The sequence below is a fragment of the Dictyobacter formicarum genome (assembly GCF_016587435.1).
On record NZ_BNJJ01000010.1, the window covers coordinates 207,782 to 234,361 of the forward strand.

Consider the following 26,580-nt stretch of genomic DNA (forward strand, 5'->3'; position numbering starts at 1 on the left):
GCGAAGGTTATAAAGAAGCATACTGTTCCGCCCAGAACTCGCTGACATACTCCTGGAAAGAAGACATGGCTACGAGCCGGGCCCAGCTTGTTTTGGCGAGCTCGCTGCGCCTCTTCTCCACAGCCGAGATAGCCTTTTCGGTCCGCCCGGCCGCCAGTTCGTCCAGCGCCGTGTGGATGGCCTTGAAGTCGTAGCCAGCGTCCCTGAGCAGGACTACTACGCGCAGGCGACGCATTTGCTGCTCGTCATAGAGGCGATACTGGCTGCTCTTGTCGCGTATAGGATGCAACAGACCTTGCTGCTCCCAGAAATGGAGCGCCGAGACACGTACCCCTACTTGCTTTGCCGCCTCTCCCACGCGTAGTTGCTGTGAATGGCGCGTACTGGCCAGAGGAGGGGATTGCGCGGCCAACGTGCTCAAGGCGGCCAGCGTCTGATCAAGTTGGAGGCGCTTGCGGGCGAGATCAGCGTGGCACTCATCGATCAGGGCGAGCGCCGCTGATAGTTGGCCCTGGTGAACCGCCTGCATGATCGCTCGCGCCTGCTGCCACGTGTAGCCGCAGACCATGCTGCGGGCGGTCTGGAGCGCAACCAGATGCTTCTGTGTGTAGAGTCGGTAGCCGCTTGGACTGCGCTCCACGGGCGGGATAAAGCCACTGGCTTCATAGTTGCGCACCTGTTGCACGCTTATCTGGCCAGCCTGTGCCAGATCTATGGTACGCAGATAGTTATGGGCTATCATGGAAAATCCTCAAGCATCTAGAGTAATGTGCTTTAATTTCATATATTTATGCATTAGTTTATAACATGCCTGTGCCATTTTTGCCAACTATAGCACCTTTTTATGCTTTTGTTTAAAAAGTAGAGAACGGGGAGAATATGAAGAAAGTGTTGACGCGTGTTTGAGAGGATTTTTGAGTGCGGTAATACTATTTGTTATGGGTTAATTTGTGATTTTCTATGAGTTTTTTGGTGTGCGCAAAAAACGGATATGGTCGTGTTTTATGGCTATGGGTGAGGCTAAAAAATATATTGAAGGGTTTAAAATAATATATACTCTAGCTATACCGGTTCAACGGTGCCTGGAATCTACAAATGCGGGGGGTGGGATGAAGGTGTCAGGGAGCTTCTCCGCTGTTTGCTCGTGATGGTCGTGCCAGATTACGAAGTATGACGATGTTCGGAATGAATATCTGTTTCGTACCCTTATTTCCATTTTTGGCAGCAGGGAGACCCGAGTGGTATGCATAGACGGAGTATCGGTAGACCGGATGTAAGGTTGTAGGGTCTGTTTGCCGCGATGAGGAGAGTCCCCGATGTCTAGAACTCGTACTATGCCCATACAACACCTGGCGCGCTTCTTGCTGTGTTTTTGCATTATTATCATTGACCTGTTTGCTTTCCACTCCTCCGTTGTCGACCATAGCATTTTTCAATCTTCGGTGCGCTCCGCGGCTGCCCACGCGCACTATACCAGCGAAATGGATGGAATTTACTGGCCGCAGGGCCAGGCGCTGCCAAATTTTGCCAGTCCAGAGGAATTGGATGTGGCCCGTGTGACGAATCTGCCGGGCGACTTGAGCTTGTTGCTGGGCACGCTGCAGGGTCTGGTGAATCGTAGCCGACCACAGATCTATTTGCAGGAAGGAATGCCAGCCGAAGGAGCCAACACCTGGCTACAAAGCCTCAACATTCCCTATATACTGCATAGCGATCCCTGGGAGGTGGTTGATAAATACATTAACACGGCGCGTGGTGTCATCGTTTACGATCCACGTATCATCGATACCGTCAATGTCGCGACCACGATGGCCGGGCTGTATGACGGCGTAGTGGCCAGTCCACAATTGATGAAGAAGTTGACGGCCGCTCCATATAATCTTCCCGTCCTGGCGGATCTGCGTGGAAAATTTGCCAGCAACCTCCAGGCCAACATCTGGCAGGTGCAGCACCTCTGGCCATACGTCTCGCACCGCATGTTGATCGGGATTCGTGCCACCACACCCAGCCGATTGGTCGGACACGCGACCACCTATGGTTATCTGCGGGACTACGCCGTTGCCAATCGCGCCATGGTCTTCTGGTTTTCACTGTTGAATCCGACTGAGGTTAATCTGTTCCGACAGGTACTCTCGACCGTTAAACCTGGAACGCCTTACCTGGGCTGGTATGACAAAGAGTTTCGCGGCGTCCGCCTGACCTCCAGTTATGGTGTCTATACTATCGCGGCCGACTTCTTCTCCAACCTGACGGTTTTTTCTGGCGTGCGAGCGCCATCGTTGATTCAGAGAACGGCGCCTACGCCGCCGCTACGCAACAAGATCTATGTCACATTCACCATGAGCGAGGGCGATAACTTTCAGTACATCCAGCATGCCATGCGCCACTTATGGGAGGACCCGCAGCGCGGGCAGGTGCCCTTAAACTGGTCGATCAACCCTTTGTTATACGATGCCGCTCCCACCATGCTCAACTACTATCAATTGACCGCCAGCACCAATGATTACCTGGTAGCGGGTCCCTCTGGCGCCGGCTATGCATATCCCTCGAGCTGGTTGTTTCGCAACGTCAACAGCTTTATGCACCAATCCTACAACTACATGCAGAAGGCTGGTTTGCATGTAATCTTCGTCATCGATGATCAACGCACCATCCCCAGATATGTCTCAAATGCCTATAGTGAGTACGCTCATGCCAGCGGCATCCTCTACAACTGGTGGAATCCCATCAGTTACACGACGGTCTCGGCAGGGAGGATTCCCCTCTCTAAACAGGTAACCGCCACTAATCGCAGGGATATGCTCAACGCTATTCGCCTGAGCGCTCGCCACTGGAATGGGCGCTCGCCGCTGTTCCTGTCGGCCCTGGCCATTTCCTGGAACCTCAGCCCGACCGACATTAAATATGTGGCCGACCACCTGGGCCCCAATTATACTGTAGTTAGAGGAGATCAATTTTTTGAACTCTTCCGTGCGTCGCGTAGACTGCCCCCGGCGCAATACTAACATATCCCTGCCGGGATGGTGTCGTGCACCAGCGTGGGGGGGAAATCGGGGGCAAGGCCCGAATCTACGAGGGAAGGTTTTCGAGCGTGGAGGGGGAAATCGGGCGCAAGGCCCGAACCTATAGCATTGATATTGTGGGAATCAAACATCTAATGAGACGTGTTATAGAGTGAGTAGTGATACATGGCTTTTCGTTAGCAAAAATAGAGGCGTGGAGGCGTATAACAACGCGATTCCGCGCGTAAAGGTGGAATGTCTATGCAAAATGAACATGTAATGCAGCCCTCCGGGTCGCCATTTGCCTCGAAGCCGGCACGCGAGCGCGTTGGCCTGGTGGTCGATGGCTCAAATGCCGCCCAGGCGGTTCAGACCATCGTGGCCGCCGAAAAGGTAGGGGTGCGGCAGATCTGGATGACACAGAGTCCACTCAATCCTGACACCCTGTCAATCCTGGCGGCGGCGGCCATTCCAACCACGAGTATCCGGCTGGGGACCGCCATTATCCCGACCTACCCACGCCACCCGCTGACGATGGCGCTCCAGGCCCTGGCCATCAATGACCTGGCGCCCGGCCGTCTGCGCCTGGGCATTGGTCCCAGCCACCGACCAACCATTGAAGGCATGTATGGTATCCCGGTGGTGAAGCCACTAGAGCACTTGCGTGAGTACGTTGAGATCGTGCGCGCAGGCTTATGGCAAGGCAAGATCGAGCACCAGGGCAACTTTTTCCACGTCAACGCGACCCTGCCACGCACGGCCGAGATCCCGATCCTGATTTCAACCCTGCGCGTAGGAGCCTTCCAGCTTGCCGGAGAGATCGCCGACGGCGCGCTTCCCTGGCTGTGTCCGGTGCCCTACTTACTGAAGACAGCGATACCAGCGCTGCGGCAATCAGCGGCCAGGCATGGCCGTAGCGCCCCGCCCGTGGTGGCCCATGTACTGGTTGCCATGAGTGATGACCGCCAGGCAGCCTTGAGCGCCACGCGCAAACAGATCGAGCGCTACGGCAAGCTCCCATTTTACGCCAATATGTTTGCCGATGCTGGCTTCCCGGTTGGACCTGGTGGGGTGATGTCGGAAGACCTGATCAATAGCCTGGTTATCTCTGGCACTCCCGATGCCATTGTCGCCCGCTTTAATGAACTCCTATCCAGCGGCCTGGACGAACTGCTGGTGCTGCAGGTCCCTGTCAAAGATGCCGCCAGCGAGCGCGCGCAACTGGCCCAGCTAATCGGCCAACTCTAAGCTAAAGAAATAGTGCCAGGCCCACCTTATTACAGAAAAAGGTGGGCCTTTGTGGGGCACCATTTCATATATGCCAGAAGAAACACGGTATTTATGGTTTTTTTGGTACGGAGCGCAGGTATTTTGTGAGCTTTGCCGGGTTGCCTCCGGTGGAGAGCCAGGCGCCAAGAATGATGAGCAGGAAGCCAGCGATGGTGGCGACATTGATCTGCTCGGAGAGCAAGGCAGTACCAAGGATGACCGAGACGACCGGGTTGATGTATGTGAAGACCGTGCCGCGACTGGCTCCGGCCTCGGCAATCAGGGCGAAGAGCGTCAGGTAGGCCGTGGCGGTACAGATAAGGCCGAGAATGAGCAGGCTGACCAGCACCTTCAGGTCGGGTAGATGGGTGGGGAGGTGGGTCGCGGCCAGTGGAATCATCAGGATGGTGGCTCCCACGCACTCAAAGGTGACGACGCCCAGACCGGGTAGTGAGGCGATGCCCGGCCGCTTCATCAGCAGGGCACTGGCCGCATAGCAGGTCGTGGCCAGCAACACAAAAGCGACTCCCAGCAGCCGCTGCTCATCGCCTGTGGCATTAAAGCCCAGCAGTATCGCCACGCCCCAGAGCCCGATCAGCAGTCCCACCAGGCGCAGGCCGCCCACCCGTTCGCTCGCATCAAAGAGCAGCGCCAGCAGGGCCACCAGCAGCGGTTCTGCCGCGATAATCAGACTGGTCAGCGAGGAGGCGATATGCTGCTCACCATAGCTGATCAAGAGGAACGGGGCCACGATCTGCAGGCAGGTGAGCAGCAAAAGGATACGCCAGCGCTGGCGCAGTGGTCTCAGCACCTGTTGGTGAATGGCGATCGGCAGCAGCAAGAGAGACGCAATGCCCACGCGAGCAAAGACCACAAAGGCCGGATCGAGTTCCAGGACTGCGATCTTGATGAAGAAATAGGGGATACCCCAGAAGATTGAAATGGCCGCGAATAACAACCAGCCTCGACGTGTCATGTGCTTCCTTTCTATTGATGGGTTTCCATATTTTGATATAAGCATAACATACACACACGGTCCAAAAATGATGTTGCGCGCCTCGCGCTAATGCAGAGCCTGAAGTGTTGCCATGACCTCTGGATCATCGAGTGGGCGTTGCCGCAGGACCCAGGTGGCAAAGCGGACATGTTCCTGGTTCGTGGATCAGGTCTTCTGGTAGGCGATCTGGCGCATGCCCCAGGTGATCTCGTTGTGGGTGGAGGTACTGGTTGTTAAGGTGCCGAGCTCATCTTCCATCTGTTCGATCTGAGTGATGGGATAGTTTTGTTGGATGAAAGGGTGGTTTTTCCAGGTCTGGATGTTCAGATAGAACATGGTGGCGGCATTGGCAGTAGTGACCGGGAGCTGGTAGACGCGACTCAAGGGACGCTGGATGCCGCTGGCGGTGGGTTGATGGGCGTCGAGCTGCTCGCCGATATAGAGCTGGTTGTGCTGCTGCTTGAGCATGGCGGCCACAATCGCCAGGTAGTCACGAAGGATAGGCTTATCAGTATTGATCCAATCTACCTCTTCGATCAGCAGAAGGCCACCGGGCTTTAGCTGTGTTAGCCAGCGCTCGATGGTGGCCTGGGGATCTTGCAGGTGGGTCAGCAGCATGCGACAGAAGATCAGATCGGCCGGTCCAACAGGAAACGGTGTCTGCGTGACATCGTGCTGGAGGAACGAGATCTGCCCGGTGGCGCTCTTTGTGGCCAGCTCGATAAAGTGCGTGGAGCTATCGAGCCCGATGGTCTGCGCGCTCCGAGTGGTTTTGGCCAGCAGGTGGGTCGTATAGCCGGGGCCACAGCCCAGATCCAGGGCCAATTGGGGTTGTGTATGGACGATATCTTGTAGAAAGGCCTCGCTGGAAGGCGTGTAGACCTCGGCCAGCACCTGCAGGCGCCTGGCCGCCCGATCGGTATCTCTGAAAAGGTAGGTCATTACCTTATCATCCTCTCTTTAAAAAAAGGTCGGACAGAACTAAAATTCTGACCAAAATGTGCAGTGAAGCAATCTGCAATAGCTACGGGCTTTCTTTAAGAGTATACTCAACTGGTGCATACTCTTGAAGAAAGAACCGATGAAAAACTTACCTGTTTTCTATTATAGCGGCCGTCTAACAATGGTAGCTAGCAATTATCTGCCTCAAGAAACGTAGCTGCTGCTTCATCTCCTGATCTTGCTCGTCATCAGGTTGCTGCAGCAGTTAATAGTTTGTTGTGGGATCTTCCAGCGATACGTAAATATTTACCCATAGTTCACTTGCAGAAAAAGAAGGTGCTGTGTGCGAGAGAACAGGGGGACAACGCGATGGAATTGATGACACAGGTGGAGAAAGGCAGGGTCCTACAGCTCCTCTGGTCACATGACGGAAGTGCTCTGGCTCCAGAGAGCCGATCACTCTGGTCGAGCTTTACCAGGCGGGGCGAGGGGATGGAGCAACTGTGGGGGTGGCTGATAGCTGTTCATCCTGATGACCACGAGCGGGTGAAACGCGCGTGGAGGGAGGCAGTGACCAGTATCAGGATGTTCACCATTCGGTATCGACTGCGAACCGCAGAGCACCAAGAGCAGGTCGTTACGCTCCTCTGCGTTCCTCTGCTCAAAGACGCAGGGCAGCTTGAAGGATGGGTGAGCTGGGTAAGCAGAGAGCGGGAGCCGATGTTCCTTGCTGAGCTTTCCATCGCGCCAGAGCTGCTCTTGTCCAATGGGGCTGCTACGCAATCCCCCCTAGGCATAGTCTGTCTCTCCCTTGATCAACACATCATCGAGGTCAACGAGCGCTATTGTCAGATCACAGGTTACTCACGCAGCGAACTCATCGGGCGACGGCTACATTATGTGTTACCGGCCAATCTGCAAACGATGGTCAACTTGAACCAGGGTCAGATGCTGACGGGCAACATGCAGCATGTGATTTATGAAATCGCCCATCCACGCCCTGATGGACAGATCCTCTGGCTCAAAGTGACCGCCACGTTGGTGTGGCACGCCCAGGGATTCCCGCTGTATTTCTTCGCCTGGATAGAGGATCTCACCCTCCAGCGACAACTCGAACAAGAACGGGTTACGCTTGTGGCCCGCGAACAGGCTGCGCAGAAAGCATTACAGCAGGCACAGCAGGAGGCCTTAGCGCTCGGCAGTCTCCTGCATACCGTGTTCGATACGGTGATGGATGGCATCATCATATATAACGCTGATGGGACGGTGCTGCAGATCAATGAGGCGGCCCGTACCCTCCTGGAGCTAGGCGCTGAGGAAAATTGCCTTGGCAAGCCTTTTGCTGAACTTTTCCGTGATTACCAGATCTATCAGGTCGACAATGAAGCTGTGCAGCGTATTCCCTTGGAGCAACTTCCCATACTCCGTATGCAGCGGGGAGAAACGGTATCAAAGAACCGCATGACCAGTCAGCTCCTGCGTTTCCCCTCCGGACGAGAGCGCTACCTCGACCTGACAATTACGCCCTTGCATGATCACCAGGGAGACCTCACGGGTCTGGTCTCGATCTTGCGGGATGTCACCGCATGCCATGACCAGGAGAGCCGCATCCGAAAGGCATTTCACACGTTGTCTCATGTGATGGAGACAATGGTCTCTCTCCCTCTGCAAGCAGATCAGCACACGACAGAAGAGGGCTTCGCAGCTGTCTCGCTCTCGGTTGTTGGTCAGCATCTCACTAAGGTGCTCTGTCAGATGCTGGATTGTACTATGGTGGGCCTGGCTGCGGTGGAAGGCCCCAAGGCTCACATGCACCTTGTTGGGATCAGTGGGTGCTCGCAAGAAATGGCCGCCCATATACAGCAAGATATGGAGCACTCCACCCTCTCCGATTATCTTGACGAGGCATCCATTGCTCAGTTGCGGGCAAATCAAGTGGTTATCCGTGATCTGGTCACGCAGCCATTTGTACGCCGTTCCACCTACGGCATACGCAACTTTCTGCTTGCTCCGATGCTGCTAGAGGGGCAGCTCGTTGGAACATTTGGCATTGACCGACTACCAGAGCAGGAATACATCAAGGAAGAAATCGAGCTGGTGAAGGCGCTGGCCCAATTGGCGGCCCTGGTGCTTGAACGAGTGCGCTTGCTGCATGCCTGGGCGCAGACGCGTGCCAGCGAACTAGCATTGCACGAAGCCAATTGCCGCTTTGATGCTTTCCTGAGTCTGGCCAGCCATGAACTGAGAACGCCCCTGACCGGGATCCGTGGCAGCATCCAGCTGGTGCTGCGTCGCCTGGAGAAACTCGCTCAGCAGAAGGCCACACCACAGATGACAGAGACAACGCTGCGACGCTTGCGCCACCCCCTTGAGGAAGCCATCTCACGAGCGACCGCTCAGGACCGGATGATCTCGGACTTGTTGGATGTCTCGCGTATCCGCGCAGACCGGCTAGAGATGACCCTGCATCCTACGAATCTTAGGGAGATTGTCCACCATGCGGTGCAGGATATCCAATACCTTGCTCCAGAGCGTGCTATCAAGCTTCATGAACCTCCCAGGAAGATCATTGTCATCACAGCAGACGCTGACCGTATTGGACAGGTGGTGAGCAATTATCTGAGCAATGCCTTGAAGTACTCAGTCCCGGATCAACCGGTGGAGCTCTGGATTACAAAAGAAGGGAAGATAGTTCGCGTTTCGGTGAAGGATCAAGGACCAGGGCTAACCACGCAAGAACAGCGGGCGGTGTGGAAACGCTTCTATCGTGTTAAGGGCATTGAAGTCCAAGATGGCTCAGGAGGAGGTCTGGGCCTGGGCCTTTATCTTTGCCGCATGATCATTGAACGGCACGGGGGACAGGTGGGAGTCCACAGCATCAAAGGTGAGGGATCCACATTCTGGTTCACGCTTCCTTTGGCCTCCGAGCGTTCATGAAGAGAAGAAACATCTTCATGAACGTTAAATCGGACGCGAGAAATCGATCGCAAGGGTCGAACCTACGGTTACGGGGCGATTTTCGAGAGGATGCGCGCGCGTACCTCCTGGGGGTTGAGACCCAGACGTTCAAGGATAGCTATGCCTTCGGGCTCGTTCAAGGTGCCGAGTAGCAGGTGTTCGGTACCAAGATAGGCGTGGTTGAGTTGTTGCGCTTCAGCTACCGCCAGTCCGATCACGTGTTTCGCGTCTGGGGTTAATCCAATTTCGCCGATGATGGGTTTTTCGCCGTGCCCGCTACGCTCCTCGACCACCTGGCGGGCGCGCTGGAGATCGACATCGAAACTGGCGAGCACAAGGGCCGCCACGCCATCTCCTTCACGCAGTAGTCCAAGCAAAAGATGGCCCGTGGCAATCGATCGCTGGCGCGCTCTCTGTGCCTCTTCCTGAGCCAGGCTCAGTACCGTGCGGGCGCGCCTGGTAAATCGCTTAAACCTGTCCTGACCATACTCATCAAGGGAATGATGATGATGTCCCCGATGGGCGATCAACTGCTTGAACAACTGCGCAATCGAGAACGATACTCTATAAACCGTCATGTGCTCATCCTTTCCGTGTGCTATTGTAGATTAAAGAGTGCCAGTAGAAAACACTGGTAATCAACGCTTCTGTAGCAATAGTACGGCAAGGCATGAGCAAAAGGTTCCCATGAATCAAGAATGGATCAATGGAAGGCGCGCTCAGGAATACATCTGGTAGACACTGATGAGCTGGTCCTCTGGACCTTTCGCGCGGAACCAGCGCCCGATCCCCATATCCTGGATGTCGGTCAGCATTTCTACGTTCTGTGCCTCCCATGCCTTCCGGGCAGCCTCCAGATCATCGACCTCTAGATTAAGCTCGTAGGCGCCCGCGCGGGCGGGAAAGCCCTCGGGGAGGGTCGAGGCCGCCTGCAGAGCTATCGGGGTCCCCTTGACAGGATTCAGATAGACAAATGTCGAGCTTGAGTTCTCTGGCACCACTTGCATTCCCAGAAAATCAGTATAGAAAGCTTTTGCCTTTTCTATATCCTGTACATAAATGCCGAGCAAACCAAAACCATGCTTCATACTTCCGTATTCCTCCAAAATCAGTCTCTTTGTAACGGATTTACTGTGCAACACACGCATCTGAGATAGCGTTCTATTGCTGTTGCTGACTAAAATGAGTATAGCAAGAATTGCGGCAAGAATTGGTCCTGAATTAGAACATTATTTTGAATAATGACAAATTTGACGGTATCGGCAGGAAGAGTACTTCTATCTCTTTCATGTGTTCCATGCCAACAATTTATGATAGTGATAGAAGAACTTTTGTATAACCTTCTTCGTAAACAAAGAAGTAGCTAATAGTAGATAGAAAGGTCCGATCTATGCAACAGCAAAGCCAGAACCGGGGGTTCTCTCCATTCCAGGTGCTGCCAATCGAGCAGACGCTACAAGCTTTCAACTGGTTTGATGCGATGAGGAGCAGTCAGCCAGTTTATCATGATGAGCAGTCACATACCTGGCATATCTTCCGCTATGAAGATATCAAGCAGGCGCTTACCGATACGGCCCATTTTTCTTCTGAGAACGTGCCGGGCTTCTCGGAGGGAACCTTCTTGAAGGGAACTATCGTCGCGAAAGATCCGCCGGCCCATCGCAAGCTACGCAACCTGATCAACCAGGCCTTCACACCACGCGCCGTCAACCATCTTTCCGGCCGCGTGACGCAGATTGCGCAAGAACTGCTGGACGACGTACTCCCGACCGGCAAGATGGATGTGGTCAGGGATATCGCCTTCCCGTTTCCGGCGAAAGTGATTGCTGAACTGCTCGGTGTACCCGCCAACGACTGGGATATTTTCCGTCGCTGGGCCGGTGCAGAGGATGGTCAAGATCAACAGCCGCACTCTCCCCAGCAGGCTATGAAGATGCGTCAGACCATGGAAAATCAGATGTATGACTATTTCTCCCACCTGCTGGAGGAGCGTCGCCGCGCGCCGCGCGAGGACCTGATCAGCAGCTTGAGCGTGGCCGAAATCGACGGCGAGCGTTTGAACGAGAACGAACTGGTCAGCTTCTGTATTCTGCTGCTGGCCGCCGGGCAGGAGACCACCAAAAATCTGATTGCCAACGCCCTGTACTGCTTCACCGAATATCCAGAGCTACAGGAACGCCTGCGGCAAGATCCAGCCCTGATGCCGACCACCATCGAAGAAGTGCTGCGCTACCTGCCACCGGTCTGGTTTACCTTCCGCCGCACTGCCAGTGACGTCGAACTGGGTGGTAAAACCATTCCAGCCAACTCCCTCGTCCTGGTCTGGAACGCCTCCGGCAACCGCGATCCCGAGCAGTTTCCCGAGCCTGGCCGCTTTGATCTCAAGCGTGAACCTAACCGCCACCTCACCTTCGGTCACGGTATCCATTTCTGTATCGGAGCACCACTGGCCCGGCTAGAGGCACGCATCCTGCTACCGATGATGCTCGAACAACTCAAAGACATCAAGCGCGTTCCCGATGTGCCCATCGTCGTACGCGCCGGTATCGTCTACGTCATTCAATCGCTGCCCATAACCTTCCAACCACGACCATAAATAATGCGGGCGTGATGTTTGCGGGTGAGGGATGGAGGAGCTCCACGTCTACGTATACGTAGATGTGGAGCTCTTCTTTTGACGTTGGGGCGGTGGATTTAAGGTTCGGTTCCCCTTTTATTGATGGGTTTGTTTCCCATTTGCATAAATGGATTATATTGCCCACAAGGGGAAAACCTACGAATTTCTTTTTTTGGGGGATGAGAGGCGCATTGAGAATTGGTTGTGTTATTTGCGACATAGGTAAATACGTGCTTGTAAGTAGAGACTATTGATTGGTGATCCGTTATAATAGGGCTATTATTTTTCTCCTTCCGTATAGATACGGAGAATTCCAAAGCAAAGGAATTGTCGGCGATGAAACAGCAGATGCTGCAAGATTTTGAGCGGGCACACAATCGAATGTTGCGGGCAGCGCAAGACGCGTTTGCGCGCAGTGTGGTCCTGCCCAACGGCTGGGGCGCATGGGAGGTGATCGCGCACATAGCTGCCTGGGAAGTTGAGGGATCACAGCGTATCCCAGCGTTGCTGGCCGGTGCCAGTAGCAAAGATTATGATACCACGGAGTTTAACGCCAATGCGTTGGCACAGGCACAGGGACAGATGTTTGAGCAACTGGAGGCTGCGCTCAGGCAGTCCCATCAGCGTTTGATCAGTTTGCTGGATGCATTGGATGCGCGCCATTTTAATGATGGAGGGCTGGTTCATGATTGGATGTTGGCTTCAATCAATCACAGCAATGAACATGCACAGGCGTTGGAGGAAGCCGGTTCCTGAATGAAGTCGTGAGCCTGGTCGGCAGGTAGAGCAACCCCGCAATTGGCGAAGAGACCATGTCTCCTCGCCGGAATTTAGTCGGTGCGGGGCGTGAGGAGGATGTCGATGTCGTCGGTGTTGGTGGGGAGGTGATCGGTGCCGAATGGGAGCCGGATGTCGACGCTATCCACGCCGGGCTGGGTAGCCAGGTACGTTTTGGCGACGTCGGCGGTCGCTCCTTTGATGGGCAGGCGTAATTTCTTGATCTGGTCGTCGCTGAAGACGTAGGTCCAGGTGCCCCGGGCTTTGAGCGTAAGATAGACTACTCCTCCCTTGCCAGCTTCGGTGTTGTCGGGCCCGGAGACGGTGGCCTGACCCTGTAGCTGGTAGCCGGAGCCAAGTTTTTTCTGTGCATAGCTGTTGAGCAAAGAAAGGGCCGCCGCCTCCGCGACGCTCTTTTGATATGCCGGCACCTGCCCCTGGGCTTTGATGCTGATCTGTACTTTGTCGGCGTTAGCATTAACTGGATTATTGGTGGTCACGTCGATTATCTTATAGTCGGCAGGGCCTGCCATGATCTCGCCCGCTTTGAGCTGCTTCTGCAGTTCGCTTTTGAGTTGCTGCTCGAGTTTGTTGAGCAGATTATTCTTAGCGCCATCCAGGTCAGATTGCGAGAAGAAGTGGGTGGTAGTATCGTTCACGCCCCCCACAAAAGGCTCTGGATTGCTGGTATAGAGGGTGGGTCGGCAGCAGGTGCCGCTGATCGCATTCGCGGCAATATTGCCCACCTGACCCGTCTGAACAGCGACAGCTGGAACGCTAATGCGGCCAGGCTGGTTATCCTTCTTGGGTGGAACGGTGGCATCCTGAGCCAATTGGATCTGGACACCATTGCTGGCATTCAGGATGAGGCTTTTTGAGATCGGAATCGGGTTGAGAGAAGTATTGACAAAAAGGATGTTTCCACGGGCCTGCTGACCCTGAGTCTTATTGACGCCGGTGGTCGTAATGACGGTCTCGCTGCTATCCGAGACGGTGAGCACGCGATCAGGAATAGTGCGCGCATTCAGATCGGTTGACTTAACCTGGGGTGAGGCGGTCAGCAAGAAAGCATTCTCCAGGGCGCTGGATTTGGGGGTGATGCGTACCGTCGCCGTATTGGAGGCGCCAAGCAAGGGCACGCCGGCGGGAAAGATACTGGCTCCCAGCACGCGTGAGACCAGGAGCATGGCCAGCAAAAGTAGGGCAACCAGGGACAAGAGCACGAGGAAGCGCTTGCGCTGCCTGGGCGGAGGTGTACTCAACGGTTCTTCAGTGATGCGCACACGTTGACGACCACGCTCTGTGGAATAGGGGCGCTCAGTCTTGTCTGCGCGCTCGCCGGTGATACGTTCGAGCTGTTCTGGTCGCTCGCTTTTATCGCTGACCGCGACTGGCGAGGGACCATCGGCGCCACGGGGTCGCTGATGCATAATGATAGGCCGGGGTGGATCAGCGGGTGGACGACGCAAGTGGCCCGTATACTTCTTAGGACGAGGCTCAGCAGGAGACGCCTGCGCTGGATGGGGAGGCTGCTCTTCCGGTTCCAGCTGAATGGTTGACTTGAGTGTGCGGACGGGCTTAACTTCTTCCGCTATTGCCTGTGGTGCTGGTAGTCCCTGCACCGCGGCCAGAAAGGCCGTTCGTAAGGCTGCCACGGTCGGATAACGCTCCTCCGGCTGTTTTGCCATTGCTGTCTTCACCACCGTATCCAGCTCGGCTGGAATCGAGGCATCATGTTCGCACGGAGACGGAATGGGATCATGCAGATGCATCTCGATAACTCGCACCTCATCGGGATCATTATAGGGCAGATTACCGGTCAGCATTTGATACAGCAGCACACCCAGGGCATAAATATCGGTTAGATGCGTCACGATGCCCATCGTTTGCTCGGGGCCATATAATGTGGTGTACCCGGCACCTGCTCAAGAGGGATCGGTTTGCCTACCTGGCTGGCATCGCCCGGGCGCATCGCCCGCACCAGGCCAAAGTCGGCCAGATAAGCATAGGGAGGCATGTTGCGCCGCAGCTCGAGTAGCACATTCGAGGATTTAATATCGCGATGGATTAAATTATGTTCATGCGCGCACTCGACTGCATCCAATAACTGTTGATACATCGCCGACACCTCGCCTAGTCCGGGGAGATAATGGCGTAAATAGCTGGTGAGCGTCCCACCCTCGATAAAAGGCATCACAAGATACAGAATGCCCTGTTCATCCCCAAACTCGATCAACGGCAAGATATGGGGATGCTGGAGACGAGCGACTGTCCTGGCCTCACGAGCGAAGCGTCGCCGCATATCGGGATCAGCGGCATAATCGCCCAGGATCACCTTAATGGCAACACGGCGATCGAAGGCCGTGCGCTGCCGCCCTTCATAGACGGCTCCCATCCCACCGACGCGAATGCGGCGGATAATATCATAGTTGCCGAGCTGCTTGCCCTCAAGAGACAGCATTACGCACGTTTATCCTTTCAATGAAGCAAACGAAATCAAGCCCCGCGCGCCTGATGGTGTCGGTGTGATATCCGGCCCATTGACCGGAGGATTGTTACCTACCGGTGTACCTTTTGAGCCAGGAATCGCGACCACATCAATTTTAATCTGAGCTGGATCAGTAGGCAAGGTTGTGCTATCATCACTCAGCTTGATCGTCGCACTCTTGAAGCCCTTCTGAGCATTCAAGAACGCCTGCGCATCCGACAGCTTCTTGCCCGCCAGATTGTGGGCCAGCTGCGCCTTCTGCGCCTCCCCAATCTGATAGACCCAGGTCCCCTGCGCACTGACCAGCAAGAAGATATTCTGTTTCTGCCGATTAATATTGACCACGCGGGACGTAACGTTGCCCACCAGGGCATATCCGGTACCGGGATCGCTGGCCGCCTTCTTCTGCAGCCGATCCTGTGCCACCTGCTGCGTCCCTTTCTGATCATAAGCCATACCAGTACAGGTTGCCGACACCGTCACCGACGTCGACGTAACGTTATGGCCCTGATCACCGATCTCTCCCTTGTTAGTAGCCACATCCTTCGTACAATCTGGCTCCCCGATCAACTGCTCATTGGGAGCCAGTTGCTTGCTGAAATCGGTCTGAGCCTGCTTCGATAGCGACGCTATCAACGGGTTGACCACCGCATCCACATCACTCTGTTGCACAAACGTATAATTCTGCGGGTCCTGTCCACCAGTGAAGCTGCCATTGGTTACGGTGATGACGCCAGCTACACAACAAGGCTTTTTGAAGGCACTGGCGCCCAGGTTCCCCTGCGTACCAGGCGTTAGCGCATGGGCAGCGACAGTCTTTTGTCCAAAGTTCACGCCAGGGTTAGCTGCTGGCACGGTCACTGAGCCATTTGCTTCATATGAAACGCCATTGGGTGCCGAGATAGGAGTATTCGCGGCGATGGTCACAGATGTGTTGGAGCCATTAATAAAGGTCAGCGTTCCGGTAGCTGCTTTGGGATCGGTCTGAGTATGTCCGGTGGCGGTGACCTGGCGCGTCTGCGGGTTGGGCGTAGCCTTTAAATTATGCAGGCTGACCTGTAGCTGCTGGGGATTAGGATTATTGGTCACGGCCTGCATGACATAGCTATCCGTCACCACATGGCTGTCCGGCGTGATGGTCACAGTTGCGGCCGTGGTCTGGCCTGCATTAGAAAGCAGGTTCGAGATTGGTTGGACAATCGTGCTCTGGAAGCTGCTGGGATTTATGTAGCCATAGGAAATCAAGCCCATAGCCAGCAGGAGGAGGAGCAATAGTAAGAGTAGCAGCAGCCGGCTCGCGCCCCGGCGTGGACGCTGGCCGCGCTGGCCTGGTCGCTGTGGTGGTAGTCCTCCAGTGGGTGGACGTTGCGCGGCGATGGAACCGGTACTGCCAGCGGCAGCCGCCGTGCCTGCGCCTGCTCCTGCCAGTCCGGCTGCTCCTGCCGCTGCACCGATGCCGCCCGAGCGCCGACGTCCCGCACCATGGGTGGGAGGTGGCACATCAGAATCATCCAGTTCGGTCGGCACAATGACTGGCGGCTCGTTTGACCGGCCCGGATTGCGCGTTGGCGTTCGATTCGCGTTGGCGCTCCCTGGTGTGCGCTGATTGACGGGCTGCAAATCGATAATGCCGGGGCTGGCCCCTGCAGCCGTGCCACCCTGCTGAGTCGCGTTGGGATTCTGTGTCGAACCTTTAGGATTGCGCGTAGAGGGATCCGATGACGCGTCATTGTCCAGATCATCATCATCCAGATCGTGAGACAACGGAGTTGAGCGAGCGGGGCGGCGCATACGATCAGCGGCCATGCCCGCTCCAGCTCCCAGGGCAGCGGCACCGGCGACGCCAGGACCAGTTGTTGGTCCCAGATCATCATCATCATCAAGCGTACCGCGATTAGGTGTATCTGGCATGCGAGGAGTAGAAGGAACCTGTGGCGAAGGCGTATTGGCGATAGGAGCGCCCGTCTGCGGATCAGCTGGCTCCTCGAATTTCATGGTTGACTGTGGATCGTGCGGCGTCATGCGACTGGCCGCGGCTCCGGCGGCGGCGCCAGCAACGGCCCCGGTGGCAAGTGATTTGCCCCGGCCACCAAAAAAGCGACTTTTTTTCTCAGGAGCGGGTGCCTCCTCAGGAAGCTCGACCTCGCCGCCCTCGCGCAACGCCTGTGTATAAGCCTCCAGAGACTCATAGACAGGGAAGCGCCGCTGGCGCGCAAATTCTGCCGGCCCCGGGCCGCTGGGGGCAATAAAGATCATCTCACGCTGCAACTTACGTCGGACGCTCTTTAAATCGTCGAAGTCCTGTGGACGTTGAAAAGCTTTATTTGGATTGGGAAGAACAATAACAATTTGTTGGCGATTTAATTTATCCTGCGTCAGGATGCCCTGAAGCACGCTTTTGCGGTCGTCAGTGGGAGAAACATAGATGACACCAATAGTTGCACTTCGAGGGTCATTCATTCCCAGCAGATCCGTGCCGTTACCCTGTCTCATAGTCCATCATCCCTCTATGCCATAAATTTGCGTTCCTCGCCTATGGCGTTCATTTTACACTATACCAATCAATTCGGAAAGAGAAGAATAAGTTTGCTTATGCAAAGTTAAAGTATTCTCATAAATATGTGTTGCTAGAGTTGTTCTGGCTGATTATTTTTGTCGTATATTCAGGTTATACGATTAGCTATGGCATGTCGTATATGTAGTGCAGAAGTTTCACCCTAATTGGATAGGGATCTGCCCCTCTATCCTCGCACGTTTTTCTTCTCAATTTCCTTTATGATTGTTATCCTTTTCAGGATAAAAGATTTGCTATCTTATTTATCTCAAGAATGAGGGTAGTTCGTCAAGCATTCAGTATCAACGGTTTATGCTTTGATTGGTAGCAAGTTCTGGATAACTTGAATTTGGATACTTATCTGGTTTGGATTAACTGGTAAAGCGCTTGAACTATCCCCCTGCATATGAATAAACACATTGGCGATCCCAATTTGTTGTTTGAGCAATGATTTAGCTGCCGCAACTGATTTGCCGCTCACGTTCATTTGAAGTAACTATATAGAACATAAGCAATTATTTCATTGTTATAGGAGAAAGGCAAGGAAGAACGCATCCCTTCCTGCAAACCACACCCCAAAAACTAACGACCTCCCCACACAACAAAGCCAGAAAGTTTCCGCATTCGACAAGCCACACTGTATCGTTTTTATGAAAGCGAAAAATGAAGGGGAAGATAGATAAGGGAGGAATTGTGGAAAACCTCAACAATAATAATGCTGAAATGCAGCGAGCGAAAACGTTACACCTGGCCGATTACGATTACCGCCAACCCGGAGCCTATGCGATTACCATATGCGCATGGAAACGGCGCTGGCTATTTCAGCATCCCGTCTTGCGAGCCATTTTATATAAAGAATGGAAGAATCTCCAACAGCATTATATAGGCATTATTCCCGGCGTCATCATGATTATGCATAACCACCTCCATTGCATCTTGATAATTGAGAGCAATCAGCCAGAAGTCAAAAGCGTTATCGAAATCATTGGTGGCTATAAATCCATCGTCTCAAACGCATGGTACGCCTACGTTAAAGAATGCAACGGACACTACCCGATGAAATTATGGCAAAAACGTTTCTACGACCACATTATCAGAGACCAACGAGACTTCGACGCGCAAACGGCATACATCTTGAATAACCCGGCCGTCTTTAAGGCTAAACGAAAGAAAATCAACGCCCGTAAGAAAAACAAACCAACGTAAAAATACATGGTCCGGCCCAACATAAAAGGACCAGAGCAGAATCACATGCCACACCACGAGGCATCCATAAACACGCAACGCAACCAGCATTATGTGGCCCGGTATCAATAAACACGCTACGGTTTGATCATGCCCCCGGCATGCGCGTATGAACGGCGAGCATGCCTCTTAAACACGAAACGTAACCCTTGTAGGCGGCACAGCACTGCGGCTATTTAATCACGCCTACTCCATGTAAACGCAGCAGTGCGGCCTTGCGTGTGCCGCTCTCTTCGCGTAAGAAATGCTCGCTACCACATTTTCAATGTGCCATATTACAAACGATTTTTAGGAACATTGCGTACGCCAGCAGGGCGGCTTTGCGTGTGCCGCCCTCTTCGCGTAAGAAATGCTCGCTACCACATTTTCAATGTGCCATATTACAAACGATTTTTAGGAACATTGCGTACGCCAGCAGGGCGGCATGCACAAGGCCGAATTGCTTCGTTTCGTGTGATAAACGTGTTAAGAAAGCCGCAATTCTATGCCGCCTACAGGGGATACGTATCGTGTTTATTGATACCGGACCACATGATGGGGGATACGTATCGTGTTTATGAGGCGTGCGCGTGTGGACGGCGAGCATGCCGGGGGCATGATCAAACCGTAGGGTGTTTGATGAAGCCGAGTCATAAGGCAAGGGGTTGTGTTGCGTGTTTGGGGAGACTCGACCATAGGGCGAGGGAAATAGAGCGGCCCGCTTCAAGCGATGATGCCCTGTTGGTGGAGGAATTCGAGAGCCTGGGTGGTTTCTTCGATTGTTTTGTTGAGGAGGTTGGCAATCTCCCAGGGTGTGCGGTGCCCATCGATAAGCATGTAGATGGTGCGGTAGCGATGGGGGATCTGACGAATCTGCTCAGGTGGGAGCTGTACTTTTTGGTGCGGAATGGCTTCATCGTGAAATTGGGCTTCCTGGGTGCGCGCCGGTAGCTGGCGGCTGGCGTGATTGGCCTGAAGTAGCGCGGCGTGATATGCATTGCGAGCCGCGATATTAGAGGTTTCGGGCGCAATGAGTTTCCAGTGGAGGCGTCCAAGAGGGGCAAGCATCGTGGTCCAGTTTTCGCCCTGCCGAGGAGCTGGAGAGGTCAGGATATCGAAGGTCTGGCCGTCCTGAATAAGGACCTCAACGAAACCCGGTTGTCCGTTAATGATGATGTCAGCATGAAATATGCCAGAATATTTATAGGACACCGCCAGCCTCAAAAGTTCCTCGTAGCTAATATGTAACATACGTTTCAATCACCTGCTTTTTCTTTATTTTTTACTTCAACTAGAAGCATATCTTAACACAAGCAAATGCCGTAATAGGCCGATGGGTATACAATATCATATTGTTGGTAGTAGCGAAACCGGCGTTTCTTTATGAAAAAATGGTATTGAGTGCTAGTATGTTTCAATATGTATCATTTTAATTTTAAAAAACCTCAAAATTTTCATGAACTTTTAATGAAATGATCTACTTGATATAAGTTGTCTTATTCTTGTATCATGTCAATATGAATGGCCTGTCCGGGGCCAATTGGAGATAGTAACTGGTTCCCGGGCGTTGTAGTCGAAAGGAGATGGTGGATGATGCAGTCGCTGTATGTGATGGCAGACCTGCATGGGAAGGGTTGGACACTGGAAGCTGTTTGGCAAGGTCGCTGCTATCATAGTAGCAAAAACGAGCGCGCAGCCAGGAGATAACCGACATTTGATGCGCAGGTTGCGCGCCGTCAAGGTTTCTAGTTATGAGCTTGACACAGGCACTTATATATAAGATAAGAGAGTTTTATTCGTTTGAAGGAGTGTGTGTGGCATGGCATACATTGAAGATGAGTCACATCAGGTTATAAAGCAGGGGAATGGTAAGCATTTCAGTGCGTACATTCTACAGCTCAAAGATGGTCATGCGGCTATCCTACCCAAAGGTATTCAGCATCTGCGGGAGCTGGAGGACAGGGCAGAGTATGTACCACGATGCGCTACCGTGCTAGCCAATGCCATGATGGCCGGGCGTCTTGAAGAGACCGAGGACGAGGAGCCTCTCTATCCTGGTTACGAACCACTTCCACCTGAGCCGCCAGATTTTGTGCCGCCACGGGCTGCCATTGTATCTACGCTCTACTTTGGAAATAGCCTGGTCTCGATACAATGGAAGCGCGCCAGGGTGCAGCTCGCAAAAAAATGGAAGCGTCACAATTTCTAAGCGACGCCATCTCAGGTTTTTATACATTCTGTAGGTTGTACGGCAGGGCCTGCATAATCGCTGGCCCTGCTTTTTTTTATGTCAGGTCGCTTGGGATTAGCGCAGGGCTTCACGTATGCATGATATAATGTGGGTCAGTAGAGGCAGGAGGATTTGTGTATTTATGCTTGTAGAAAAGCACGCTAAAAGAGTTTTGTTATTGATGTCACCAGCGACCTATCGGGCAGGGGCTTTTGTACAGGCTGCGCAGCAACTGGGCTTGGACACAGTGGTTGGCCTGGATCTGCCGCAAACGCTGGCGGAGTTGTGGCATGTGCCGCTGGGCCTGGACTTCTCAAATATTGCGGTTTCCGTACAGACCATTGTGGAATATGCGCAGGAGAAAGCGTTTGCGGCCATCCTCTCGGTAGATGATAGTGCGACCGAACTGGCTGCCTATGCTAACCTTGCCCTCGGCCTGGCTAGCAACTCGCCGCAGGCCAGCGAAGCCGCGCGCGACAAATTACTGATGCGCCAGCTCATGTCAGCAGGCGGCGCGCCCTGTCCCATTTTTCGCAGCTTCTGGCTGCATGAAGATCCAGACAGCATCGCCAGCCAGGTCAGCTATCCCTGCGTGCTCAAGCCACGCCGACTCTCGGGGAGCCGAGGCGTGATACGGGCCGACAACGCCGCTGAATTCAAGGTCGCATTTGCGCGCCTCAAGCGCCTGCTGCTCTCTGAAGGAGCCTCCGAGCACGAAACCTCCATCCTGGTCGAAGATTTCATTCCCGGCTTCGAAGTCGCGCTTGAGGGACTGCTCACCGATGGTCAGCTCAAAGTCCTGACGTTGTTCGACAAGCCGGACCCGCTGGACGGTCCTTTTTTTGAAGAAACGATCTATGTTACGCCCTCCAGGCTAGCAACTGAGACGCAGCAGACCATTGCCGATTGTGTCTCGACCGCCGCCGCGGCACTGGGTCTGCGTACCGGACCCATCCACGCCGAACTGCGCGTCAATGAGCAAGGACCATGGATGCTGGAGATTGCGGGCCGCTCAATTGGCGGACTCTGCTCAACGATTCTGGAATTTGGGTCGGGCATGTGCCTGGAAGAGCTTATTCTGCGCCACGCGATCGGAGAAGAGGTCGCGACCCTGGAGCGCGAAGAACAAGCCGCCGGCGTTATGATGATCCCCATACCAGAGGCAGGTATCCTCAAAGGCGTGCATGGAGTCGAAGCGGCCATGGCTGTTCCCTTGATCACCGGTGTCGAAATTACTGCGCAGCTCAATAACCAGCTCACTCCTTTACCGGAAGGGGCTAGCTACCTGGGATTCATCTTCGCACGCGGCGCTACATCAGCGGACGTCGAAGCCGCCATTCGGCAATCCCACCAGTGTTTGCGCTTCGAGATCCGGCGGAGCATCCCTATTCTAAACGCAGGCAGGAACAAGTAGGAGGAATCACCAGAGCATATTTTCGCCCAGCTCAAGATAAACGTCCGCTCGGGTAAAGTCTGAACGGTGTTGTCGGGCCCTGGGTGAAAAGAAGCGGATCATGGTAGCCAGTCCCAGCGTATTGCTGCGAAACGGCTTCTCACGCGTGCCACCGATGAGGTTGGTGTGGCTGGCCTGTTCCCAGCCGCCCTGGTGGTAGAACGACACCAGTGGTGGTTGACAGGTGAAGATACTCAGGTCCGCCTCACTCTGTTCGATAAAGTCGGCCGCCCCCTTAACCAGACGCAGACCAAGACCCTGATGACGATAGGCGGGACGCGTCATGACCTCGTTCAGGCCAAACACTTTGTAGCTTTCGCCCTCATGCTGAATGATCTTCCAGGGGACCGCCACGTGGCAGATAACGGTATGGTCGGCCAGCAGCACGAACGAAGTAGGCTGCGTGGCGAGATTATCGGGCCACGCGATCTCGCCGTCGCTCTTCCCTGCAAAAGCCTGCGGCCACTCACGCTGCATCATAGCGATGATCTGTGCGCGCACGGTCTGTGGACAATCTTCCTGTAAAAATTGCAGCATGCGCAGTATCACAGGCTGTTTTCTCCTATCAGGCAGATTCATAGCATATCTTCATATGTGCCATCTCATAAATGCAGATAGCTTGCCCAGTATACATGAGGCAATCCACGCTGGCAAGGGATAAGTTGCTCACCTTCTCACATACAACATCGTACATTCGTAGCTGCTCCGTAGCCCTGACGCTCCTCCCGAAGCGAAACAGCAATAGCAATGCCCGCGATTCGGGCCGCATAGACCACACGCAGACTGCCATCGCGTTCGGGACGCTGTCCTTGCGGATACAGAGGAGTACCAGCGGGACAGAGCAGGGTGCCATCGGGTTGAGGCGTAGAGTGTGCACCAGCGATGCATCCCATCCGCTTCAACCAGCTCCACACACCATCAGGAAGAGCAATAGTTCGTTCTAACGCATTCGATGGAAGACGATCGATGAGCGCATCTATTTGCGTTCGCATGTCCCAGATGGCCAAGTCTTCTTGCACCGCAGGTCGACTTCCGATCACCATGAGGACCTGGCGAGCGAGGCTGCTCTCACGGTCATACTCGCCAGACCCTCGACTCCTGGGTCTTTAGAAGGACCGATAGGAGCTGGCTGCCGTCAACTGTTCGGCGGTCGGCGGCTCAGCTATCCAGGTCTTGAAGTTCTCTGCGAACGCCCGATATTCCGGCAAGGCCAACAAAGGATTGTCTACCCCGTCGTCAGTTACGAGGAGAGTGACAAAGTTCTCCCCGTCGGGGAGCGGGCAGACGGCATACAGAATGCCCTGCGGCCGTTCTCGTTCAAGAGCCTCCAGCACGCGCTTGCCCGCCGCATCGATTTCGGCGCGCTTGTCGGGCTTCACTTTGGTATGGGAAATCGCTACTTTCATGGGAACATTTCCTTTCACTTTTACACCTGGTTCGTTGTACGTATCCTCTGGCCGGCGGATCATCGGGGAGTGCGTCTCCCCTGTCACATCGGCTGGGTTTCCTTCGTCATTACTTCGACGAAACAAAACAAAGGAATGTGACCGATGGACGAATATACCTGGTTAGCGCAGCGCTTCGAGGCCGAGCGCCCCCACCTGCGGGCAGTGGCCTATCGGCTGCTGGGTCGGCTCGACGAGGTGGACGATGCCGTGCAGGAGTCCTGGCTGCGTCTCAGCGGCTCCGATCCTAGCCGCATCGCGAACCTGGGCGCATGGTTGATGACAGTAGTCGCACGGGTGTGCCTCGATATGCTCCGTGCTCGTCACGCACGGGGTGAGGAGTCCCTGGAAGCGTCGGTGCCTCAAGCAGTGACGGGCGGTGAAAGAGAGATCGACCCGGAGCAAGAGATGGAATTGGCCGATTCGGTAGGTCTGGCGCTGCTGGTGGTGCTCGATACGCTTGCTCCCGCCGAGCGCCTCGCCTTCGTCCTGCACGACATCTTCGCTGTGCCCTTCGACGAGATCGCGCCTATCGTGGAGCGCTCAGAGGCCGCGGCCAGGCAGCTCGCCAGCCGTGCACGCCGCCGGATGCGAGCAAGAGCACCCATGCAGGATGCAGACCTGGCCGCCAGCCGAGAAGTGGCCGAAGCCTTTCTCACCGCCGCGCGCGAAGGGAACTTCGACGCGCTGCTTGCCGTGCTCGATCCAGATGTGATGCTCCGGCGCGATCAAATGTCCGTGCCTGCGGGCGTACCAGGAGAGCTTCATGGTGCAGCGGTTGTGGCGAAACAGTTTGTGGGACGTGCCCAGGCAACACAACCAGCTCTGGTGAATGGCTCAGTGGGAGTCGTCGTGGCCCCGTACGGGCGGCTGCTCAGCATCCTCGATCTCTCAATCAAGGGAGGCAAGATCACCGCGATCACTGCAATTTCCGATCCTGCACGCCTGCGCCGATTGCACCTTGCGGTCCTCGACGACTGACAAGCCGCTGTCCGTCTTTCGCACATACCTGAATACCTGTTCGGCAGTCTCGCCAGTACTCTCTCGAGCAACAGACGGAACACAAGGGGGCCGCATTCCCTTTGATGCGATCAAGCCTGTAGATGAAGACCGAGTGGTGGAATCTTGCTCCGCTCCAGAACCATTGGAAAACTTCTTTGTGATAGCCATTCGTGTAGGGGAGGGTGAATTGCTATGCTGTTGTCGTGATCAAGGAGCCTGCCATGGGGATACAGGGCCCTACCAATGGTAGGGCCAATCGGAGACAAGCTCCGAAACTACGTTAAGGGGTCGGTGGTGATGGCGCGGGCGTAGACGGCCGGATCAACGTTGCCGCCGCTGACAATGCAGCAGACGCGTTTCCCTTTGAAGCGCTCTGGCCGGGTCAGCAGGGCTCCCAGGGACAGGGCACCGGTCGGCTCTACCTTCAGGTTTTCGTAAAGAAAATAATGGTTTAAAGCCGCCAGGGTCCGGACATCGGGCACCCCAATGATCTCGGCCAGGCCATGCTGCAGTACCTCCCAGTTGATCTGTCCCAGGCTGATGGTGCGGGCCCCATCGGCTATTGTCGCCGGTTCGGCCTCATTTTTTATCAGGCGTCCCGCCTGTAGCGAGCGGGCAGCATCATTGCCGGGCAGCGGCTCCGCACCCACGATCTCGGTCGCGGCCTGCAGATGATCGCGAGCCACCACGATGCCCGAGCTCAAGCCACCACCTCCGACCGGCACCACGATTGTATCGAAATGGCCGACCGCCAGGATTTCTTTTCCCAGGGTAGAATTGCCAGCTACCACCCGATAATCATCATAGGCCTGAGCCCAGAAGGCATCGGGATACTGTTCCAGCAGCTGGGCCACGCGTGCCGCCCGGCTGATCTGCTGTACATCGATCAGATCGGCGATCCCCCCATAGGACTGTACCGCCGCGATTTTCACCTGCGCCGAGGTAGATGGCATCACCACTGTACACGACTTGCCCAGCAACTGGCAGGCGTAGGCCACCGCCTGCCCAAAATTGCCCGACGAAGCCGTCACGATATGTGTCTGTGGCACGCTGGCGAGCAGATTATAGGCCGCCCGAAACTTAAAACTTCCCGTATATTGCAGCGACTCACTGGCAATGGTCACCTCGCAGCCTAGCTCGGCCGACAGGCGCGGCGCCGGCACAAACAACGTCGGGCGCACAAAAGCCGGCAACGACTGCCAGACCTGCTCCACATAAGCATCAGTCAACTCAGGTGCCGAAGGATAAGAAGCAAGCATCATAGTACCTCATCATCTCATTTCACAGCCTCACTCGCCTGTAGCGGGAGGAGAGGCTAGCAGGGGCGAGCCCCTGCTAGCCTTGTTTTACAAATTTTTGATTTTTTTAAACTATAATAAACAAAGCGCAAATACCTATGTATCGTATCCGAACCAAGGCCATATCTGCAAGCGTCGTCCTTTTGCGGATGGGCGCATGCGCATCCGAGCTTCAAGAGAGAAATCGGGCGCAAGGTCCAATACATTTCATTTAGGAACGCAATGTATAAGCAAAAGCAATCAAGCAAAAGAAACACAATGCGTAGGTGCTGGGGCAAGCCCAGCACCTACGCATTGTGTTTCTTTTTTCTTGGTGCGTTTGGT

Annotated in this window: 22 protein-coding genes; 9 read left to right on the top strand and 13 right to left on the bottom strand. The window is 54.6% G+C overall.

Going from position 1 to position 26,580, the window contains the following annotated elements; all coding sequences use genetic code 11:
- Positions 1–7: 7 nt before the first annotated feature.
- The gene (locus tag JMI88_RS19025) at positions 8–742 is read right to left on the bottom strand and encodes a MerR family transcriptional regulator (RefSeq protein WP_201363516.1); all 735 of its coding nucleotides are present in this window, start codon (positions 740–742) and stop codon (positions 8–10) included.
- A gap of 574 nt (positions 743–1,316) precedes the next feature.
- Here JMI88_RS19025 and JMI88_RS19030 point away from each other — a divergent pair.
- Positions 1,317–3,005 (top strand): GxGYxYP domain-containing protein, encoded by a 1,689-nt coding sequence (locus tag JMI88_RS19030; RefSeq protein WP_201363517.1) that lies wholly within the window; start codon positions 1,317–1,319, stop codon positions 3,003–3,005.
- A gap of 258 nt (positions 3,006–3,263) precedes the next feature.
- Positions 3,264–4,250, top strand: a complete 987-nt coding sequence (locus JMI88_RS19035) for an LLM class flavin-dependent oxidoreductase (RefSeq protein ID WP_236022967.1) — start codon at positions 3,264–3,266, stop codon at positions 4,248–4,250.
- Between the two features lie 91 nt (positions 4,251–4,341).
- On the opposite strand, the gene JMI88_RS19040 is transcribed toward JMI88_RS19035, so the two are convergent.
- Both JMI88_RS19040 and JMI88_RS19045 read right to left on the bottom strand, forming a co-directional pair.
- Entirely contained in the window at positions 4,342–5,247 is a 906-nt protein-coding gene (locus JMI88_RS19040) for a DMT family transporter (protein ID WP_236022968.1), read from the bottom strand.
- A gap of 186 nt (positions 5,248–5,433) precedes the next feature.
- Entirely contained in the window at positions 5,434–6,210 is a 777-nt protein-coding gene (locus JMI88_RS19045; RefSeq protein WP_201363519.1) for a class I SAM-dependent methyltransferase, read from the bottom strand.
- A gap of 369 nt (positions 6,211–6,579) precedes the next feature.
- Between JMI88_RS19045 and JMI88_RS19050 the strand changes: the two genes are divergently transcribed.
- Positions 6,580–9,147 (top strand): sensor histidine kinase, encoded by a 2,568-nt coding sequence (locus JMI88_RS19050; protein ID WP_201363520.1) that lies wholly within the window; start codon positions 6,580–6,582, stop codon positions 9,145–9,147.
- A gap of 68 nt (positions 9,148–9,215) precedes the next feature.
- Here JMI88_RS19050 and JMI88_RS19055 read toward each other — a convergent pair whose 3' ends face one another.
- Positions 9,216–9,746, bottom strand: a complete 531-nt coding sequence (locus JMI88_RS19055) for a Clp protease N-terminal domain-containing protein (RefSeq protein WP_201363521.1) — start codon at positions 9,744–9,746, stop codon at positions 9,216–9,218.
- Between the two features lie 141 nt (positions 9,747–9,887).
- Positions 9,888–10,256, bottom strand: a complete 369-nt coding sequence (locus JMI88_RS19060; RefSeq protein WP_201363522.1) for a VOC family protein — start codon at positions 10,254–10,256, stop codon at positions 9,888–9,890.
- Positions 10,257–10,558: 302 nt separating this feature from the next.
- Here JMI88_RS19060 and JMI88_RS19065 point away from each other — a divergent pair, with 302 nt between their 5' ends.
- Together JMI88_RS19065 and JMI88_RS19070 are read left to right on the top strand one after the other, a co-directional pair.
- Positions 10,559–11,764, top strand: a complete 1,206-nt coding sequence (locus tag JMI88_RS19065) for a cytochrome P450 (RefSeq protein ID WP_201363523.1) — start codon at positions 10,559–10,561, stop codon at positions 11,762–11,764.
- A 357-nt stretch (positions 11,765–12,121) separates the two neighbouring features.
- On the top strand, positions 12,122–12,541 hold the full coding sequence (locus JMI88_RS19070; RefSeq protein ID WP_201363524.1) for a DinB family protein: 420 nt from the start codon (positions 12,122–12,124) through the stop codon (positions 12,539–12,541).
- A 74-nt stretch (positions 12,542–12,615) separates the two neighbouring features.
- Here the strand turns inward: JMI88_RS19070 and JMI88_RS19075 are convergent, their stop codons facing one another.
- The 3 genes from JMI88_RS19075 to JMI88_RS19085 are packed head-to-tail and all read right to left on the bottom strand — an operon-like array spanning position 12,616 to position 17,543.
- Positions 12,616–14,436, bottom strand: coding sequence for a serine/threonine protein kinase (locus tag JMI88_RS19075; protein WP_201363525.1), 1,821 nt, complete (start codon positions 14,434–14,436; stop codon positions 12,616–12,618).
- Positions 14,433–15,023 (bottom strand): serine/threonine-protein kinase, encoded by a 591-nt coding sequence (locus tag JMI88_RS19080; RefSeq protein ID WP_201363526.1) that lies wholly within the window; start codon positions 15,021–15,023, stop codon positions 14,433–14,435. The genes JMI88_RS19075 and JMI88_RS19080 overlap by 4 nt, the downstream gene beginning before the upstream one ends.
- A 9-nt stretch (positions 15,024–15,032) precedes the next feature.
- Positions 15,033–17,543 carry a baseplate J/gp47 family protein gene (locus JMI88_RS19085; protein ID WP_201363527.1) on the bottom strand — a complete coding sequence of 837 codons (2,511 nt, stop codon included), beginning with the start codon at positions 17,541–17,543 and terminating at the stop codon, positions 15,033–15,035.
- A 754-nt stretch (positions 17,544–18,297) separates the two neighbouring features.
- Here JMI88_RS19085 and JMI88_RS19090 point away from each other — a divergent pair.
- Positions 18,298–18,810: a transposase gene (locus tag JMI88_RS19090; protein ID WP_201363528.1), complete on the top strand. Its 513-nt coding sequence runs from the start codon at positions 18,298–18,300 to the stop codon at positions 18,808–18,810.
- 741 nt (positions 18,811–19,551) lie between these two features.
- Here JMI88_RS19090 and JMI88_RS19095 read toward each other — a convergent pair.
- Positions 19,552–20,079: a hypothetical protein gene (locus tag JMI88_RS19095; RefSeq protein WP_201363529.1), complete on the bottom strand. Its 528-nt coding sequence runs from the start codon at positions 20,077–20,079 to the stop codon at positions 19,552–19,554.
- Between the two features lie 568 nt (positions 20,080–20,647).
- On the opposite strand from JMI88_RS19095, the gene JMI88_RS19100 reads away from it, so the two are divergent.
- Both JMI88_RS19100 and JMI88_RS19105 read left to right on the top strand, forming a co-directional pair.
- Positions 20,648–21,037, top strand: coding sequence for a hypothetical protein (locus JMI88_RS19100; protein ID WP_201363530.1), 390 nt, complete (start codon positions 20,648–20,650; stop codon positions 21,035–21,037).
- A gap of 202 nt (positions 21,038–21,239) precedes the next feature.
- Positions 21,240–22,472 carry an ATP-grasp domain-containing protein gene (locus JMI88_RS19105; RefSeq protein WP_236022969.1) on the top strand — a complete coding sequence of 411 codons (1,233 nt, stop codon included), beginning with the start codon at positions 21,240–21,242 and terminating at the stop codon, positions 22,470–22,472.
- Between the two features lie 6 nt (positions 22,473–22,478).
- Here the strand turns inward: JMI88_RS19105 and JMI88_RS19110 are convergent, their stop codons facing one another.
- From JMI88_RS19110 to JMI88_RS19120, 3 genes are all read right to left on the bottom strand, one after another.
- Positions 22,479–23,060 (bottom strand): GNAT family N-acetyltransferase, encoded by a 582-nt coding sequence (locus tag JMI88_RS19110; RefSeq protein WP_201363532.1) that lies wholly within the window; start codon positions 23,058–23,060, stop codon positions 22,479–22,481.
- A 125-nt stretch (positions 23,061–23,185) separates the two neighbouring features.
- Positions 23,186–23,530 (bottom strand): hypothetical protein, encoded by a 345-nt coding sequence (locus tag JMI88_RS19115; RefSeq protein ID WP_201363533.1) that lies wholly within the window; start codon positions 23,528–23,530, stop codon positions 23,186–23,188.
- An 87-nt stretch (positions 23,531–23,617) separates the two neighbouring features.
- Positions 23,618–23,917, bottom strand: coding sequence for a hypothetical protein (locus tag JMI88_RS19120; RefSeq protein ID WP_007910063.1), 300 nt, complete (start codon positions 23,915–23,917; stop codon positions 23,618–23,620).
- Positions 23,918–24,061: 144 nt separating this feature from the next.
- Here JMI88_RS19120 and JMI88_RS19125 point away from each other — a divergent pair, with 144 nt between their 5' ends.
- On the top strand, positions 24,062–24,937 hold the full coding sequence (locus JMI88_RS19125; RefSeq protein ID WP_201363534.1) for a sigma-70 family RNA polymerase sigma factor: 876 nt from the start codon (positions 24,062–24,064) through the stop codon (positions 24,935–24,937).
- A 296-nt stretch (positions 24,938–25,233) separates the two neighbouring features.
- Here the strand turns inward: JMI88_RS19125 and JMI88_RS19130 are convergent, their stop codons facing one another.
- A complete protein-coding gene (locus JMI88_RS19130) occupies positions 25,234–26,220 on the bottom strand; it encodes a threonine ammonia-lyase (RefSeq protein ID WP_201363535.1) in 987 nt (328 codons plus the stop codon).
- Between the last annotated feature and the right edge of the window lie 360 nt (positions 26,221–26,580).

Excerpts from the sequence above, each read along its gene's own strand:
- JMI88_RS19070 (WP_201363524.1), top strand. The coding sequence starts at position 12,122 with ATGAAACAGCAGATGCTGCAAGATTTTGAGCGGGCACACAATCGAATG.
- JMI88_RS19130 (WP_201363535.1), bottom strand. The coding sequence starts at position 26,220 with ATGATGCTTGCTTCTTATCCTTCGGCACCTGAGTTGACTGATGCTTAT.
- JMI88_RS19045 (WP_201363519.1), bottom strand. The coding sequence starts at position 6,210 with ATGACCTACCTTTTCAGAGATACCGATCGGGCGGCCAGGCGCCTGCAG.
- JMI88_RS19060 (WP_201363522.1), bottom strand. The coding sequence starts at position 10,256 with ATGAAGCATGGTTTTGGTTTGCTCGGCATTTATGTACAGGATATAGAA.
- JMI88_RS19065 (WP_201363523.1), top strand. The coding sequence starts at position 10,559 with ATGCAACAGCAAAGCCAGAACCGGGGGTTCTCTCCATTCCAGGTGCTG.
- JMI88_RS19080 (WP_201363526.1), bottom strand. The coding sequence starts at position 15,023 with ATGCTGTCTCTTGAGGGCAAGCAGCTCGGCAACTATGATATTATCCGC.
- JMI88_RS19050 (WP_201363520.1), top strand. The coding sequence starts at position 6,580 with ATGGAATTGATGACACAGGTGGAGAAAGGCAGGGTCCTACAGCTCCTC.
- JMI88_RS19085 (WP_201363527.1), bottom strand. The coding sequence starts at position 17,543 with ATGAGACAGGGTAACGGCACGGATCTGCTGGGAATGAATGACCCTCGA.
- JMI88_RS19105 (WP_236022969.1), top strand. The coding sequence starts at position 21,240 with ATGTCACCAGCGACCTATCGGGCAGGGGCTTTTGTACAGGCTGCGCAG.
- JMI88_RS19095 (WP_201363529.1), bottom strand. The coding sequence starts at position 20,079 with ATGTTACATATTAGCTACGAGGAACTTTTGAGGCTGGCGGTGTCCTAT.
- JMI88_RS19100 (WP_201363530.1), top strand. The coding sequence starts at position 20,648 with ATGGCATACATTGAAGATGAGTCACATCAGGTTATAAAGCAGGGGAAT.
- JMI88_RS19040 (WP_236022968.1), bottom strand. The coding sequence starts at position 5,247 with ATGACACGTCGAGGCTGGTTGTTATTCGCGGCCATTTCAATCTTCTGG.
- JMI88_RS19055 (WP_201363521.1), bottom strand. The coding sequence starts at position 9,746 with ATGACGGTTTATAGAGTATCGTTCTCGATTGCGCAGTTGTTCAAGCAG.
- JMI88_RS19120 (WP_007910063.1), bottom strand. The coding sequence starts at position 23,917 with ATGAAAGTAGCGATTTCCCATACCAAAGTGAAGCCCGACAAGCGCGCC.
- JMI88_RS19025 (WP_201363516.1), bottom strand. The coding sequence starts at position 742 with ATGATAGCCCATAACTATCTGCGTACCATAGATCTGGCACAGGCTGGC.
- JMI88_RS19125 (WP_201363534.1), top strand. The coding sequence starts at position 24,062 with ATGGACGAATATACCTGGTTAGCGCAGCGCTTCGAGGCCGAGCGCCCC.
- JMI88_RS19035 (WP_236022967.1), top strand. The coding sequence starts at position 3,264 with ATGCAAAATGAACATGTAATGCAGCCCTCCGGGTCGCCATTTGCCTCG.
- JMI88_RS19030 (WP_201363517.1), top strand. The coding sequence starts at position 1,317 with ATGTCTAGAACTCGTACTATGCCCATACAACACCTGGCGCGCTTCTTG.